Below are 14,512 nucleotides of genomic sequence, written 5' to 3' on the forward strand. Positions count from 1 at the left end.
AGATGTGAGATGTGAGATGTGAGATGTGAGATGTGAGATGTGAGATGTGAGATGTGAGATGTGAGATGTGAGATGTGAGATGTGAGATGTGAGATAAAACAAAAAGCGGGATGGTTTTACCATCCCGCTTTTTGTTTTATCATATTGTCATGCTGAACTTGTTTCAGCATCCCACCGGACAAGTAACCCGTATGCCAAAACTGCTAATAAATTCTGCGTGGCGCCTCTCTTTCCTCTATCTATTTTCCTTCCGCTTTTGGAGCCCGCTTATCCGGCATGGGGCCCCGTTTGTAAATGATGAGGCCGTTGAGAAAATTACGCAGGATCTGGTCGCCACAGGGTTTAAAGTTGGGGTGGTCATCAGCGCGGAATATGGCGCCCAGTTCAGTTTTGGTAATCCTGAAGTTGGCCAGCTCCAATACCTTTATAATATCATCATCGGTAAATTTCATAGCTACCCGTAGCTTTTTCATGATATCATTATTGCTCATGTTATTCTTTGCTAATTATCTTGAAATATCTATTTTAACTTTTTTGTTTTTGATCTTTTCACCTTTAATAAGTTGAACCGCTTTTTCAATACGGTTGCGTTTTACAGCCGCGTATGAAGCGAAGTCATGCACTTCTATCAAACCAACATCTTCCTTATCCAGACCGCCTTTTTTTAGCAGCAAACCAACCACGTCAATCTTGTTCACCTTATCTTTTTTACCCGCAGCAACATATAATGTGGCCCATGGCGATAGCGGAGGCATAACCGGGTTTTCGGGCAATTCTTCAATTTCGGGTATTTCCTTTAAATAAGCAGGCTTTTCATCGGGCGACAACATCAGGTACGATGTGCCTTTGGCGTGCATCCTTGCTGTGCGGCCATTACGATGTAAATAGGCTTCTTCATTGTGCGGCAGCTGGTAATGTACTATATGTTCAATTTCAGGTATATCCAACCCGCGGGACGCGAGGTCAGTGGTGATCAGTAAGCGGTGACTGCCATTCCTGAATTTTAATAACGCGCGTTCACGGTCGTCCTGCTCCATACCCCCATGAAATATATCATGCGGCAGGCCACGGTCAAACAGCAAATCGCTGATGCGCTCTACCGCTTCGCGGTGATTACAGAATACAAGCGTGGCCTCATCGCCAATTTTGCAGATCAGCGCAAACAGGGCATCCAGTTTATCGGCGGCTTCGGCAATTACCGCCTTTTGCTTAATGTCAGGCGTTGATGCTCCGTGGGTGAGGTAATCGAGCTCAATTGGCTTTACCATGCCGGTAAAAGCCGGGATCTCCTCCATTTTGGTGGCCGAGGTAAGTATACGTTTATTGATTGCCGGCATCTGGTTAATGATATATGCCATATCTTCCTGGAAACCAAACTCAAGGGCTTTATCAAACTCGTCCAATATCAGGGTGCGGATAGTATGGGTACTAAAACTTTCCCTCCGCAGGTGATGGGCAATACGGCCCGGTGTGCCTATTAAAACAGCCGGCGGCTGCGACAAATTATTCCGTTCAATTTTTACCGGGTGCCCGCCATAACAGCAATTCACTTTAAAACCGGTACTCATAGTTTTAAAAACCTGTTCTATCTGTAAGGCAAGTTCCCTTGATGGCACCATAATAAGCGCCTGCACGGTAGGGATATCCGCATCCAGCAAACCTAACAAAGGCAATAAAAACCCAAGCGTTTTACCCGAGCCTGTGGGCGACAGCAGTATCACATCGCTTTTTTTGGCTGCGCTGATAGCGGCCTCCTGCATTGGGTTAAGGGCATTTATTTTAAGATTCTGGAGTGCTTGCTTTATCATTATCAGTGTTGGAGTACGCAAAGATAAGGTAAATAAAATCATTGCCTCCTGATGGTTTGCGATGGCCCGTTAATCCATGGCAAAATGATGGCGTGCCGAACTTGTCCTCTTATTTCTATGAAGCAAACACGTCATGGGAAGCAAAGCGAAGGATTACAAACTATTTATCTGCTGCCTTCCAGTTCCCGGTGGGTTCTATCCTGTATATATTGGGCAATTTCGGCGGCTTGTTTATGTGTCAGATCGCCAAAACCAGTATATTCCCATGCACGCATATTATCGTCAAAAACAATTTCGCCCAAACTCACTTTCCCTTCACTTAATTTAAACACACCTGTTACATTTAACTTAACACCAGGCACAGCATGATTTACCGGCTTTATGGTAATAAAACGCTCACCATCAGGAGTATATAAATTATAATCTGCTGATTTGATCATTTTCTTTATGTATTTGCATAAAATACAATTGAAAAGTGCTTTTGTTTATTTTATTATGTTAAATATAAAGCCGTTACCAACCCATAATTTGCATTACCCGCAAAAATTCAGGCTGCAAACCGGCGCTTATCTGCACATTTTTGCCAGTCACCGGATGTATAAATTGCAGTTGCGAGGCATGCAGCAGCATAGTTTCCATTTCCCACATTTCTTTAAACAGCTTATTCTGCTTGTTGCAGCCGTGGGTGCGATCGCCAATAATGGGGTGAAAAATATGACTGAAATGTTTACGTAACTGGTGCATACGGCCGGTTGCCGGCTCTGCCTCTACCAGCGAATACCTGGAGGTAGCATGTTTACCCAAAGCTATATCCAGCTCGGCACGTTTTAAAGTGGTATACTTTGTAAACGCGTCCTGTAATGTGCCATTTTCCTTACGCAGGGGATAATCAATATCCTCACGGTCGGGTGTGTGGCCGCGTACTATCGCCAGGTATTTTTTATGTACCTTGTTTTCCATAAACTGCTGCTGCATGGCTACCTCAGCTTGTTTGTCAAGCGCAAATAACAATATGCCCCCTGTTTTGCGGTCAATGCGGTGTGCCGGATTTACCTTTTGGCCAATCTGGTCGCGCAGTAACTGCAAGGCAAACTCAGACGCGTCGGCCGCAATGGGCGACCGGTGTACCAGCAGGCCGTGGGGCTTATTAATGGCGATAAGGTACTCATCGCGGTAAATTATCTCTAACATGCAGTGTCTTTTCCGAAAGTGCGAAGTTACAACGCTATGTAACAATTCCATTTTATAAAGTATAGTTAACTAAAAAAAATATTTTAAATAGTTTGCTTTTTATACCTTTAGTAAATCACTAAATCTTTTTGAACAATGACCGCCGCAACAAGTACCACTGCCACAGGCAATAACACGCCCGATGATATTAACACCGCGCCCACGCGCTTATTTTCTTTAGATGCCCTGCGCGGCTTTGATATGTTTTGGATAATGGGCGGCGAGGAGATATTTCATACCCTGGCAAAAGCCACTAAATCTCCGTTTTGGGAAACCATTGCCTTACAGTTTACCCACCCCGACTGGAATGGCTTTCATTTATACGATCTGATATTCCCCTTGTTTTTGTTCATGGCCGGTGTATCAACCCCATTTTCGGTTGGCCGCGAGCTGGAGAAAGGTAAAAGTCGCGGGCAGTTGACCATCAGGGTTATTAAAAGAGCTATTATACTGGTACTGCTCGGCCTGGTGGTAAATAATGGCCTCACCATAATGCCCATAGCCCAAATACGGTTTGCCAGTGTGCTTGGCCGCATTGGTATAGCTTATATGTTTGCCAATATTATTTTCCTGTACAGTAAGGAACGCATGCAAATGGTGTGGTTCTGGATTTTTATCATTGGCTACTGGCTGTTGTTAAAGTTCACCTCAGCACCGGGTTTTCCACACGGTGACCTTACCATGCAAGGCAACTTTGCCTCTTATATGGATCGCACCCTGCTGCCGGGTAAACTATATTTAGGCATTCATGATCCCGAAGGGTTATTTTCTACCATTCCGGCTATCAGCACCGGTTTATTGGGGATACTTACAGGTTCATTGCTAAAAAGGACCGGGCTGCCACAATTGCGCAAGGTGACCATTATGGCGGTTACCGGTGTCATTTTCCTGATCATAGCGCAAATATGGAACCTGGATTTTCCTATCAATAAAAACCTGTGGTCAAGCTCATTTGTAATGCACGTTGGCGGCATCAGCTTGCTGCTCATGGCGCTTTTTTATTACATCATTGATGTGCTGGGTTATAAAAAGTGGGCTTTTTTCTTCAAGGTTATCGGCATGAATTCCATACTGATCTATATATCAGGTCATTTCATCAAATGGCAATATACCACCAATAGCCTTTTTGGCTGGCTTGGCCAATTGATTGGCGATCCTTACAATATTGTAGCTTTGGCTGTTTGTTTCATCATGGTTAAATGGTTATTCCTGTATTATTTATACCAGAAAAAGACATTTTTACGGGTGTAACCGCTGAAGGGAATAATTACATAGATCCCGCTGGTTTTTCTAAATCCTGAAAAATCAGCGAGATCAATAATATCCTAAAAAATCAACGGTTAATCCATTGCCCCCGTTCTTCAGGTGAAAAGAACGTCCACGCCATAATACGGCTTACCTTTTGCCCCTGCGACATATTGATGGTTTGTACCTCCGTTGCGCCGGCCTTTTGCAGGGCATTATACAAAATGCGCAGGTTTTCTTTTTTTGATACCAGCGTAGTAAACCACAGGCATTGTTTGGCAAATCTTGTACTTTGCGTAGCCATAGTTTTCAAAAAAGCAGCTTCGCCGCCCGGGTACCATAACTCGGCGTTCTGGCCGCCAAAGTTCAGTACGGGCTCTTTTTCTTTTCCGGTTTTAATACCCAGATTATTCCATTTACGACGCGAACCTTCGGCAGCTTCTTTAATAGAAGCGTGAAACGGAGGGTTGCAAATAGTAAGATCAAAAAACTCCCCTGGCTTTATCGCAAACACAAAAATATCTGCACGGTGTTTTTGCAGGCGCAGTTCTATCGTGTTTTTCAACTGCGGGTTATTGCTGATGATATTTTGTGCCGATTCAATAGCTGCTTCGTCAATATCAGTCCCAACAAAGCTCCAGCCATACTCCTGCTGCCCAATAATTGGATAAACACAGTTGGCCCCTACGCCAATGTCCAAAACCCTTACTCTTTTACCTTTACGTATGACACCTTCATTAGATGCAGCCAGCAGATCGGCCACATAATGGATATAATCGGCACGACCGGGTATTGGCGGACATAGATAACCGTCGGGTATATCCCAGCTGTCAATTCCATAATGAAGCTTTAACAACGCCCGGTTCAGCATTTTAACGGCATCGGGATTGGCAAAATTGATGGTTGAGTTATCGTATTGGTTTACTGTAACAAAGGGCCGCAACTGCGGGATGGCTTTTATCAGCGCCTTAAAATCATATCCCATACGGTGCCGGTTACGCGGGTGCATGGTTTCTTTAGGCGCTGGTTGGTTTGAAGCTGGTTCTGGCAAATTTTTATTTTATTTAAATAGATTTATCCTACAATGCTGCTCAAATTGGCAGGTGAATAGTTTATTGATTTCAGGGTTTTATTATCAGCGGTGCGGTAAACCAGGAACAAGCCGTCTATCTCTTTATAATGCGATTCCGTACCATCCGCATTGCGATAATACTCAATGGTTTGATTAGCTTCTTCAATGGTTTTGCAGGCCTTGCTCATATTGGAGCGGTGCACCTCGTCAAACAATTCTTTAAACTTTGTGGCCAGGCCAAACTCCAATACCGCGCCTGATAGTACATATTGCAGATCGCAAAGGGCGTCGGCTATTTCAACCAAATTGTTGTCGTCAACTGCCTGCTGCAATTCCTTCAGCTCTTCGGCCAACAAGGCAATACGCAAATTGCAACGCTCCTTTGAAGGAATAACCGGAGCGGCTATAATAGGGTGTTTAAAGGTGCTGTGAAATTCGGCTACCTGGTTTAAGGAATTTAAATCTTTGATCATGATATTTTAAGGCATGTATATAAGCGTTGCTAAGTTATAAATTAACCCAAACCCTTTCAAAAATCATTGACATTATCACAAAAATACTGCTGATTTAAGGAACGTACTGCTGAATTATGCTTTTTATAACCCCGGCCGAAATACCCAAAATAAATGGATATGAATCCCTGTGTTTCAGGTTTAGCAATTCATCAAAACTACTGTTCCGCATTTTTAATTGCCCCCCGCTAAAATCAACCAGCTTTATAACTACCGCAGGCGAAACGGCCAGGCTTTGCAGTTGTTTACTATCATTAACAATGTAATAATCGTTATAAACAAAATAGGTGATCTTGCCGTTTGCTCCCGTGTCCGCCGCGGCGTCTCCACGCTTTTTGGCCACCTGCACTGCTTTATCACCCATATAAAACTCAATATAATCAGCAGTACATATCCATTTCCCATTTTTTTGCTGCAGGTTTTTAATATACGCAAATTGCCTTTTATTATAACCGGTATCGATAGCGGCGGGCCGGGCATGTATGTATGGGGGCTGCGTATACCTTTTGCTGCCCTTATTACTTTTTGCCTGCCGGTTTTGATTACACGACAGAAAAAGCAATGCGGCAAGCGCGACTATTAATAAACAATATCTTTTCATAAATTTACTAAAGTATCACAAATACGATACCGCATTTATATTAAATTGCTGATATTAGAAGACTAAAAATGAGCAAGATAACCGTTTATTTTTATTAATAATTACTTAACATCAAGCAACTTTGTTAACATAAATATAATATTAAAATCACATTTCATTAACCTAACTTTGCATCGAAAATAATTCAAAGCACCTCAACAGTCCCCTATTCGATAATATGAAGAACGATAAAGCCAAAACCGTAGCTAAGGAAGCCCGCAAAGCCCTTAAAAAACAATTAAATGATAAACTTTTTGCACAATTAAAAACTGTAGTAAGCGAATTTGAGTCCGATTTTAAAAAAGTAAGTAAAGCTGTTGAAAAAGCTTCAAAAAATTTGGCTAAAACGCTTGCCGCGAAAATTAGTGCTGATAGCGCCAAACCTGCTGCAAAGGTTGCAAAAGATAAAAAACCAGTTTCCGACGCTAAGGTTACCGTTGCCCCTGAAGTAAAAACAGCAGCAGCGAAAAAACCAGCAGCAACGCCCGCTCCCGCAAAAACAACAAAGCCTGCAGCTAAACCCGCAACTAAAACGGCCGCTGTTAAAAAACCGGCAGCAAGCAAAGCATAAAAGCCATAGTAAATAATTATTTAGTGAATTATTGAAATATGCTATTCAAAAAGCAAGATCTTTTAGGTCTTGCTTTTTTTTGCTCAAACTTTAATCCGGACGATTTACTGATTTTGTTTGTTTAATAGCATTAAAATATAATTATTAAACTTAAACCCTTATATTCCTGCAAATTAAAATACAAGCGTGTTTATATTAGTATAACACAATTTTTAATATTTTAAAATGCAACAGTTACCCAGGCGCCTTTTATCAATTGATGTATTACGTGCAATTACCATGTTGCTGATGATATTTGTTAATGATGCGAGTGGTGTAAAAAACATTCCCGAATGGATTGACCATGCTCCGGGCAAAGCCGATGCCATGGGTTTTGCAGATACTATATTCCCGGCTTTCCTTTTCATTGTAGGCTTGTCGTTGCCATTTGCCATAAAAAACAGGATAAACAAGGGCGATCCATTTACCGCTATTTTGTTTTATATACTCATCCGCAGTGCAGCGCTTATTATTATGGGCTTTTTTCATGTTAACCTGGAAAGCTATGACAGTACAACCGCTGTAATACCCAAGGCACTTTGGGCCATACTGATCACTATCGCGTTTTTCCTGATCTGGCTGGATTATCCCGAAACCATAAGCAAAGCCAAAAAATATATTTTATCGGGACTGGGAATAGCTATACTGATAGCAATGGCCGCGATATACAAAGGAAGGGATGATGGCGAAGTAACCTGGATGCGCCCGCAGTGGTGGGGAATATTGGGTATCATTGGCTGGGCTTACCTGATATGTGCCGTAGTTTACCTGCTGGCAAAAGGAAAACTTAAAGTTCTTGCACCGGTATTGATATTGTTTGTAGCCATAAATATAGCCAGGCATACAGGCATTATCCCTAAGGGGATATTCTTAATAGGCGACGCATCGGCTATATGCTTAACTATGGGCGGCATTGTGATCTCTGAATTATACGCCATGCTGGTTTCATCAGGTAAAACACAGCGCATGTGGCTGATATTTGGCCTCACCGGGGCCTTGCTCATTATTGGCGGATTGCTGATCAGGCCATATGCCGATGGGATCTCCAAGATCCGCTCAACGCCGGCCTGGATATTTATTTGCAGCGGCATAACCATACTGGTGTTTGAGCTTATGATTTACCTGGTTGATGTTAAAGGTAAAAAAAACTGGTTCAGCATGATATGGCCTGCGGGTACCAGTACGCTTACCTGTTATTTGATGCCTTACTTCCAGGTTTTCCTGCTTATGCTGTTCCATATCAGTTATCCCGCTGTGTTTAATTCAGGAATTTTGGGATTGGCGCGCTCCATGGCTACCGCGTTTATACTGATAGCACTGGTTGGGATTATGGAAAAAAAACGGATCAGGCTGAAAGTTTAATGCGGTATTATTTGCCTGCGGCCCAAAAAATGGCGTTGGTTACCATTTTAACCCAGGCCTGGTTGTCAAGCAGATTTGGCGAATGCCCCATAAAAATATACACATTGCGGGCTTTTTTATGCTCGTTTGTCCAGATAACGGGATGGTCGCCCATTTTGATGTTGCCCTGCGGGTCGTAAGTTAATTCATCAACACTGGCCAGCACATGTACGTTGGGGCGCGGGCTTTTATCATAAGTATACCACTCCTCCTGCTGCACCAGGAATGATGCCGGGACACCTTTCATTACCGGGTGCTTTTTATCTTCTATATTTACCCTTCCTTTGGCAAACGTTGCTATGTAATTTTTATAGGTTATGCCCCCCATAAAGGTCGAGAACCATTGCCACTCATGGTAGCCGTCAAATTCACCTAAAAGGGTAGCATGATGAAAACCTACCCAGCCGCCTTTACCCTCATCAATGTATTTTTGAAAAGCTGCCATGGCCTTATCTGTCCAGGCGTAAGGCACATAATCCAATTGCAGGAATAACTGGTACTTACTTAAAAAGGCGTCGTCAATTTTATCGGTGTTCTGTATATAATCAATGGTGAAACCTTTATCAGCGGCAAGCTTATCGAGCCATACTTTGGCGCGCTTTGAAAACTCAATATGGTGGCCACCGTTTTCATAAAGCGCCAGCACCTTAAAATGCGCGGTTTGCGCTTGCATACCCAAACAACAAAATATGCTGATGCAGATCAGTAACCCAAGTTTTTTCATATATATAAAGCTAAACTTCCGCATTATATTTTTCCAGCTTATTATTCATGTATGGCAACAGCCAGCAGGTACCAGGCTGTGTGCGGCAACCACTGTTCAGCCCAACGCCAGTCATAATCTTTATGGATCTGGGCGTACGACAAATTGAAATCAATATCCTTTTCGTCATTAAGGCCGCCGGTTACGCCATTAACAATACCACCGGGAGCATTGGTGTACTCAAAAGTACCAAAGAAACCATAAGCAGGGTTATTATGCCCGGTACCTTGCAGCATACTGGCATCAAACGGATTAAGGCCAAGTACCCAGTTAAGCTGATCAACCGCAAAGGTTTCAAGCTGGTCATGATAGGTCTTGTCATCTGCAAAGAGCCCGGCGGCCAGCCGCGCTGCTGCTGCCATAGACGATAACCGCGCGTTTTCACCCTGCCACCACGGCGAAGCGTCGCTACCCTGCGGAAAGAAGAATGATGTGCGCCTGTTACCCAGTGTATCCTGCACTAACTGACGGCTGTAACCAAACGGATTGTTAACTTCATGCGTAACCTTTAACTCAAAATCAAACGATGATCTGATGGCTTTTTTAATGGACGCCTGCATCGCTTCGCCGGCATAAGGATAATAATAAATGAGACTCACCACGGGCAACCCGGCATCCGACGGGTGAAAGAAAGGCCTGCCAAGGCTATCGGCCTGCCAGTAATTCTGATAGTTTTTCCATGCAGACAAGCGGCTGATCAAGCTGTTAGCCCGTTTGTTCGCCGTGGTTAGGTACACTTGTTTTTTTGTTGCTTTATACAGTTCAGTTGCAGCGCTTAAAGCACAATAATCATCCAGTATATTTTCATGACCGTCAAAATCCATTAATTTATTATTGGCTTCAAGAAAATTAAAGGCATTTTCGGCGGCTTGCAAATATTGTTCGCTGGTAAAATCGCCGTTTACCTTTAACATTGATGCCATGGCAAGCGCGGCAATGGCCATACCGCCGCCAGAGCGGTAGCTGCTTTGATAGCGGCGCCAGCTGATATTTTCGCGCCTGTCTGTAAAAGGCGAATCCTTAGTTTTCTTTATGCGATATGATCCTTCATCGGGCTGTATAACGTGGTCTTTAGCAAGCTTACCCGGGCCCGGCGCTGAAACCGACCGGTAAAACGAGCCGTTTTTAACCTGCATGCGTGCCAGGTAATCGGCACCATAAACAGCCTCATCCAAAACACGGCGATTGATTTGCCTAAAATCGTTAACTGTTTTTTTATCCAGGATCTCCTTTGTTTTCAAAAGGCTCCATACTACCAAAGGTATTTGCTGCGGATTAAAATAATTAGAGAAGGACAAATGCGAAAAATGCTTGCCATAATCGCCCGTAGCATCATACCATCCCCCGTGCGCGTCAACTGTATCAGTGGTTTTGCCAGATAGCAGCAAATGATGATCGGCTTTATCATTCTCACCCGCGCTGCGCTGCCCTTTAAAGTAATATACCACATCTGACAATGTAGCCTGCTCCAGTACATTCTTTCCTATCTTAAACGGATATGAGCTTAATTTCTCTCCGGGTAAACTTACCTGCACTTTGTAGTTGCCGCCGGTGGTAAAATTGCTGAAATCAAGAGTATAAAATTCCCGGTTTTTCCAACCCGGCACTTTGCCGCTATAAATTGCTTTACCGGTAAATACCGCGTTACCATCTGCATCAACCAGTTGAAATGAGCTGATGGGGTATGGTTTATCAGCAACCACTATGGCCTTTTTAGCCCTGATATCTTCATAACCCACCTGGTTAATTACAATTTTAACTTTTTGTGCCTGAACTATGGCTGGCAATACAGCAATTAAGATGGTTAGGGTTCTGTACATTATTTTTATCATGTGTGTGCGGGTATATAAACGGGCATTTTCCGGTACTTTTAGGCTGATCAAATATACTACCCGGGCACAGGTGTGTTATTTATCCTTTTTAAATTCATCTGTAAAATGTTCCCTGTGCTTATCTTTTGAAAACTTATCAGCATTATACGCCTCTGACTTTCCTTTGGGGATAGAAAGCGAGTGCCACTGTTCATTACAAAGCATTTTCCCGATAAAAACAATTTGTCCTACGTGGTAAGGGTAATGACCTAACTGACGGTTAATTGCTTCTGCAACGGTATGCCTCATATTGCGGATATAAATTATCCGGTTAAGATCATCATTTGACAAATCACTAAGCGTATCAAAAAGGCATTTCCAGCCCTTTTCCCATTTTTTCAATAGCTCTTCGCGGTTTAAGATAATGGCTTCAAATTCTGCTTCGCGGTTACGCCAGGATTTCTCCCCGTCTGAATTAAAAATATCCGTCCAACGCGAAATCATATTGCCCGACAAGTGATTGATGATCATTGCGATACTATTTGATTCCGGGTTATATTGCCACATCAGCTGCTCATCATTAAGCTGTGCAAATGTTTGCTCGCCCAGCATTTTATAGTAGGCAAACTGCTTTTTAACGCTTTCCAAGTAATCGGCTGTCATATAAATAAAGATAAGATTTTTTTGAGCCTGTCAATTACCGTGCTGTTTAATATTTGCTGTTTATAACAACCGCAGCTGGCAAAATTAAAACAGGCAAAACAAAATGATTGAATAAAACGTCAAATGATAAGTGGATTTATAATTATACTTTTTTAATAATAATTATTTAATAAATATTGCTTTAGGTTTAGTAATCTTGTTTATCTATTATACTGCCCATGCCTGTAAAACGCGGTTCTGTTCTGTCTCCCGAAGTACTGAGAGTTTTTGAAACATTACCTCATCCTTACCTTATTCTTTCAAAGCAACTGTACATACTTACGGCCAGTAATGCTTATTTACAATTAACCGGCAAAACCAAGGCAGATTTACTCGAAAAACACCTTTTTGATGTTTTTCCGAAAGTACCCGATTGGGCCACAGAAGAAGGAGGCATCGCTTTTTCTTTAGAGCAGGTACTTAAAACCCGCAAGCCTCACAAATTACCGATAACACGTTTTGACATTCCGGCCCCTGTCAAAGGAGCCGAATTACAGGAACGATACTGGGACACCACACATACACCTGTATTGGACACCAGGGGTAATATCAGCTATATTATTCACCAAACCTATGACGTAACCACACAGGTGCTTACGGAAAAGAACTTAAAAGCCAGTTTGGAAAAAGAAGTTATGGCCGCAGCCCAAGCCTCGCAGCTTAGCAGGCAAATGCGGGAGCTATATAAGGAGGTACCCGCGCAAATTGCTATTGTAAAAGGGCCAGACCTGGTTTATGAATTTATAAACCCACAATACCAAAACGAATTTTTTCCTGACCGAAAAGCGCTCGGCCGGCCGCTGTTATCGGTTATGCCCGAGGTTACCGGCAAACCCATATGGGACATTCTGCAAAACGTTTATAAAACAGGGCAAAGCTTTACCGGCAGGGAAATATGCATTCAATTAGCCAATGGGATTACGGGCAAGCTTGAAAATCATTATTTTGATGTAGTATATCAGGCTATCAGGGACGATAAAGGCAAGATCACTGGTGTTTTAAGCTTTAAATATGAAATAACAGAACTGGTTGCAGCCCGCAAAAACCTGGAGCAAAAAAAGGAGGAGTTACGCACATTGAATGCGGGGCTGGTTCGTGCCAACGAAGAGATACAAGCCACTAATGAAGAGCTGCAAACTTCAAACGAGGAACTAAGTTCTGCCAATGAAGAATTGTTCAGCGCCAGGCAAAACCTGCTTAAATTAAATGACGAGCTGGAAGAAAGGGTTGAATTACGTACGCTTGAATTATTAAAGGCACAGGCAGAGGCCACAAACCAGGCCGAAAGGTTGAAGAGATTTTTTATGCAGGCGCCTGCTGGTGTTTGCGTGCTTGATGGACCCAATTTTGTATTTGAACTGGTTAATCCTGCTTATCAGCAACTTTTTGCGGGACGTGCACTTACAGGTAAACCATTGCTGGAAGCATTGCCTGAGCTCGAAGATCTGCTGATATGCGATATTCTGAAAAATGTTTACGAAACCGGTAACACATTTGAGGGAAAAGAGTTACTGGTGCCGCTGGCACGTGCTGTAAACGGCCCTGTAGAGGACCGGTATTTTACCTTTATATACCAGGCCAGGTATGATGCAGCCGATAAAGTTGATGGGATACTCGTTTTTATTTTTGAGGTTACAGACGAAGTGCTTGTTAGACAAAAAGAGAAGGAAAATGAAGAACGCTTCCGCTTTTTACTGAATGCCATACCACAGCAGGTGTGGACTGCCCGGCACAACGGGACATTGGATTATGTAAATGAAGTGGTTTGTGACGACTTTGGTATAAGTGCCGAAGAGATTTTGAGAAAAGGCTGGCAGGCATTTATTCATCCTAATGACAAGCAAACCTGCATAAAAAAATGGTTAACCGCATTAAAAACCGGTAAGGAGTATCTGGCAGAGTTCCGCTTAAAATTTCATGACGAACAATATCGCTGGCATTTGGCCAGGGCCGTACCGTTAATTGAAAACGGCCGGGTAACGCTATGGTTAGGAACAAATACCAATATTGATATACAGAAAACCAATGAGCAGAAAAAAGATGAGTTTTTATCAATAGCCAGTCATGAACTAAAAACCCCGCTTACTAGCATCAAGGCATTCAACCAACTGATGCTGCGCATCAACGACCCACAGAAGCTGACCAGTTTTATAAAAAAATCAGCAACCCATGTACTACGGCTTGAAAAACTGATCAGCGATTTGCTGGATGTGTCAAGGATTAATGCAGGTAAAATGGAGTATAACATGGAAACTTTTAACTTCTGTGAAATGCTGGCTGACAGTATTGACGGCGTTCAGTACACTGCTCCATCGCATCGAATCAGTCTTACATGTCCGCAGGATATAATTTACACCGGAGACCGTTTCAGACTTGAGCAGGTGATAAACAATTTGCTCACCAATGCTATCAAATACTCACCCGAAGCAAACAACATATTGGTTAATTGTACGCAAAACGGAACTAACAGTTTTACAGTATCTGTTCAGGATTTTGGCATTGGCATTGAAGAAAAGAATATTAACAGACTATTTGAACGTTATTACCGTGTTGACAATACGGCTATGCGCTTTGATGGGCTGGGACTGGGATTATTTATTTCTGCCGAAATTTTAAAAAGGCATAACGGCAGCTTTTGGATAAAGAGCAAACCGGGCGAAGGTTCCACCTTCTTTTTTAAGCTCCTGTTTGACCAAACTAAAACACAAGAACTGTAAT

At 42.7% G+C, this 14,512-nt stretch carries 14 protein-coding genes; 4 read left to right on the forward strand and 10 right to left on the reverse strand.

Annotated elements, in window-relative coordinates; all coding sequences use genetic code 11:
- Nucleotides 1–239: 239 nt before the first annotated feature.
- From J2W55_RS23070 to J2W55_RS23085, 4 genes are all read right to left on the reverse strand, one after another.
- Nucleotides 240–491 carry a DUF1456 family protein gene (locus J2W55_RS23070; protein WP_310101862.1) on the reverse strand — a complete coding sequence of 84 codons (252 nt, stop codon included), beginning with the start codon at nucleotides 489–491 and terminating at the stop codon, nucleotides 240–242.
- A 15-nt stretch (nucleotides 492–506) separates the two neighbouring features.
- A complete protein-coding gene (locus tag J2W55_RS23075) occupies nucleotides 507–1,808 on the reverse strand; it encodes a DEAD/DEAH box helicase (RefSeq protein ID WP_310101865.1) in 1,302 nt (433 codons plus the stop codon).
- A 164-nt stretch (nucleotides 1,809–1,972) separates the two neighbouring features.
- Nucleotides 1,973–2,248 (reverse strand): hypothetical protein, encoded by a 276-nt coding sequence (locus J2W55_RS23080; RefSeq protein WP_310101868.1) that lies wholly within the window; start codon nucleotides 2,246–2,248, stop codon nucleotides 1,973–1,975.
- Nucleotides 2,249–2,321: 73 nt separating this feature from the next.
- On the reverse strand, nucleotides 2,322–2,999 hold the full coding sequence (locus tag J2W55_RS23085) for a pseudouridine synthase (protein ID WP_310101871.1): 678 nt from the start codon (nucleotides 2,997–2,999) through the stop codon (nucleotides 2,322–2,324).
- Nucleotides 3,000–3,134: 135 nt separating this feature from the next.
- Here J2W55_RS23085 and J2W55_RS23090 point away from each other — a divergent pair, with 135 nt between their 5' ends.
- The gene (locus J2W55_RS23090) at nucleotides 3,135–4,289 is read left to right on the forward strand and encodes an acyltransferase family protein (protein ID WP_310101874.1); all 1,155 of its coding nucleotides are present in this window, start codon (nucleotides 3,135–3,137) and stop codon (nucleotides 4,287–4,289) included.
- 82 nt (nucleotides 4,290–4,371) lie between these two features.
- On the opposite strand, the gene rlmF is transcribed toward J2W55_RS23090, so the two are convergent.
- The 3 genes from rlmF to J2W55_RS23105 form a co-directional block, all read right to left on the reverse strand.
- The gene (gene rlmF, locus J2W55_RS23095; protein ID WP_310101879.1) at nucleotides 4,372–5,334 is read right to left on the reverse strand and encodes a 23S rRNA (adenine(1618)-N(6))-methyltransferase RlmF; all 963 of its coding nucleotides are present in this window, start codon (nucleotides 5,332–5,334) and stop codon (nucleotides 4,372–4,374) included.
- 23 nt (nucleotides 5,335–5,357) lie between these two features.
- The gene (locus J2W55_RS23100) at nucleotides 5,358–5,828 is read right to left on the reverse strand and encodes a pyrophosphohydrolase domain-containing protein (protein ID WP_310101882.1); all 471 of its coding nucleotides are present in this window, start codon (nucleotides 5,826–5,828) and stop codon (nucleotides 5,358–5,360) included.
- Nucleotides 5,829–5,922: 94 nt separating this feature from the next.
- On the reverse strand, nucleotides 5,923–6,468 hold the full coding sequence (locus tag J2W55_RS23105; RefSeq protein ID WP_310101884.1) for a hypothetical protein: 546 nt from the start codon (nucleotides 6,466–6,468) through the stop codon (nucleotides 5,923–5,925).
- Nucleotides 6,469–6,685: 217 nt separating this feature from the next.
- Here J2W55_RS23105 and J2W55_RS23110 point away from each other — a divergent pair, with 217 nt between their 5' ends.
- Nucleotides 6,686–7,078, forward strand: coding sequence for a hypothetical protein (locus J2W55_RS23110; protein ID WP_310101886.1), 393 nt, complete (start codon nucleotides 6,686–6,688; stop codon nucleotides 7,076–7,078).
- 225 nt (nucleotides 7,079–7,303) lie between these two features.
- A complete protein-coding gene (locus J2W55_RS23115) occupies nucleotides 7,304–8,479 on the forward strand; it encodes a DUF5009 domain-containing protein (RefSeq protein ID WP_310101888.1) in 1,176 nt (391 codons plus the stop codon).
- A gap of 7 nt (nucleotides 8,480–8,486) precedes the next feature.
- On the opposite strand, the gene J2W55_RS23120 is transcribed toward J2W55_RS23115, so the two are convergent.
- The 3 genes from J2W55_RS23120 to J2W55_RS23130 all read right to left on the reverse strand — a co-directional run bounded on the left by J2W55_RS23120 (nucleotide 8,487) and on the right by J2W55_RS23130 (nucleotide 11,755).
- A complete protein-coding gene (locus J2W55_RS23120; protein WP_310101891.1) occupies nucleotides 8,487–9,242 on the reverse strand; it encodes a ThuA domain-containing protein in 756 nt (251 codons plus the stop codon).
- Between the two features lie 41 nt (nucleotides 9,243–9,283).
- Entirely contained in the window at nucleotides 9,284–11,101 is a 1,818-nt protein-coding gene (locus J2W55_RS23125; protein WP_310101893.1) for a glycoside hydrolase family 9 protein, read from the reverse strand.
- Between the two features lie 87 nt (nucleotides 11,102–11,188).
- Nucleotides 11,189–11,755, reverse strand: coding sequence for a DUF1572 family protein (locus J2W55_RS23130; RefSeq protein WP_310101896.1), 567 nt, complete (start codon nucleotides 11,753–11,755; stop codon nucleotides 11,189–11,191).
- Nucleotides 11,756–11,973: 218 nt separating this feature from the next.
- Here J2W55_RS23130 and J2W55_RS23135 point away from each other — a divergent pair, with 218 nt between their 5' ends.
- A complete protein-coding gene (locus J2W55_RS23135) occupies nucleotides 11,974–14,511 on the forward strand; it encodes a PAS domain-containing protein (RefSeq protein ID WP_310101899.1) in 2,538 nt (845 codons plus the stop codon).
- Nucleotide 14,512: the final 1 nt, after the last annotated feature.

Source organism: Mucilaginibacter pocheonensis (assembly GCF_031456535.1).
Taxonomy (GTDB): Bacteria; Bacteroidota; Bacteroidia; order Sphingobacteriales; family Sphingobacteriaceae; genus Mucilaginibacter; species Mucilaginibacter pocheonensis.

Bases quoted from the DNA above. Each gene is read 5' to 3' on its own strand.
- J2W55_RS23080 (WP_310101868.1), bottom strand. From the start codon at position 2,248: ATGATCAAATCAGCAGATTATAATTTATATACTCCTGATGGTGAGCGT.
- J2W55_RS23115 (WP_310101888.1), top strand. From the start codon at position 7,304: ATGCAACAGTTACCCAGGCGCCTTTTATCAATTGATGTATTACGTGCA.
- J2W55_RS23075 (WP_310101865.1), bottom strand. From the start codon at position 1,808: ATGATAAAGCAAGCACTCCAGAATCTTAAAATAAATGCCCTTAACCCA.
- J2W55_RS23070 (WP_310101862.1), bottom strand. From the start codon at position 491: ATGAGCAATAATGATATCATGAAAAAGCTACGGGTAGCTATGAAATTT.
- J2W55_RS23120 (WP_310101891.1), bottom strand. From the start codon at position 9,242: ATGAAAAAACTTGGGTTACTGATCTGCATCAGCATATTTTGTTGTTTG.
- J2W55_RS23125 (WP_310101893.1), bottom strand. From the start codon at position 11,101: ATGTACAGAACCCTAACCATCTTAATTGCTGTATTGCCAGCCATAGTT.
- J2W55_RS23135 (WP_310101899.1), top strand. From the start codon at position 11,974: ATGCCTGTAAAACGCGGTTCTGTTCTGTCTCCCGAAGTACTGAGAGTT.
- J2W55_RS23100 (WP_310101882.1), bottom strand. From the start codon at position 5,828: ATGATCAAAGATTTAAATTCCTTAAACCAGGTAGCCGAATTTCACAGC.
- J2W55_RS23105 (WP_310101884.1), bottom strand. From the start codon at position 6,468: ATGAAAAGATATTGTTTATTAATAGTCGCGCTTGCCGCATTGCTTTTT.
- J2W55_RS23130 (WP_310101896.1), bottom strand. From the start codon at position 11,755: ATGACAGCCGATTACTTGGAAAGCGTTAAAAAGCAGTTTGCCTACTAT.
- J2W55_RS23110 (WP_310101886.1), top strand. From the start codon at position 6,686: ATGAAGAACGATAAAGCCAAAACCGTAGCTAAGGAAGCCCGCAAAGCC.
- J2W55_RS23090 (WP_310101874.1), top strand. From the start codon at position 3,135: ATGACCGCCGCAACAAGTACCACTGCCACAGGCAATAACACGCCCGAT.
- J2W55_RS23085 (WP_310101871.1), bottom strand. From the start codon at position 2,999: ATGTTAGAGATAATTTACCGCGATGAGTACCTTATCGCCATTAATAAG.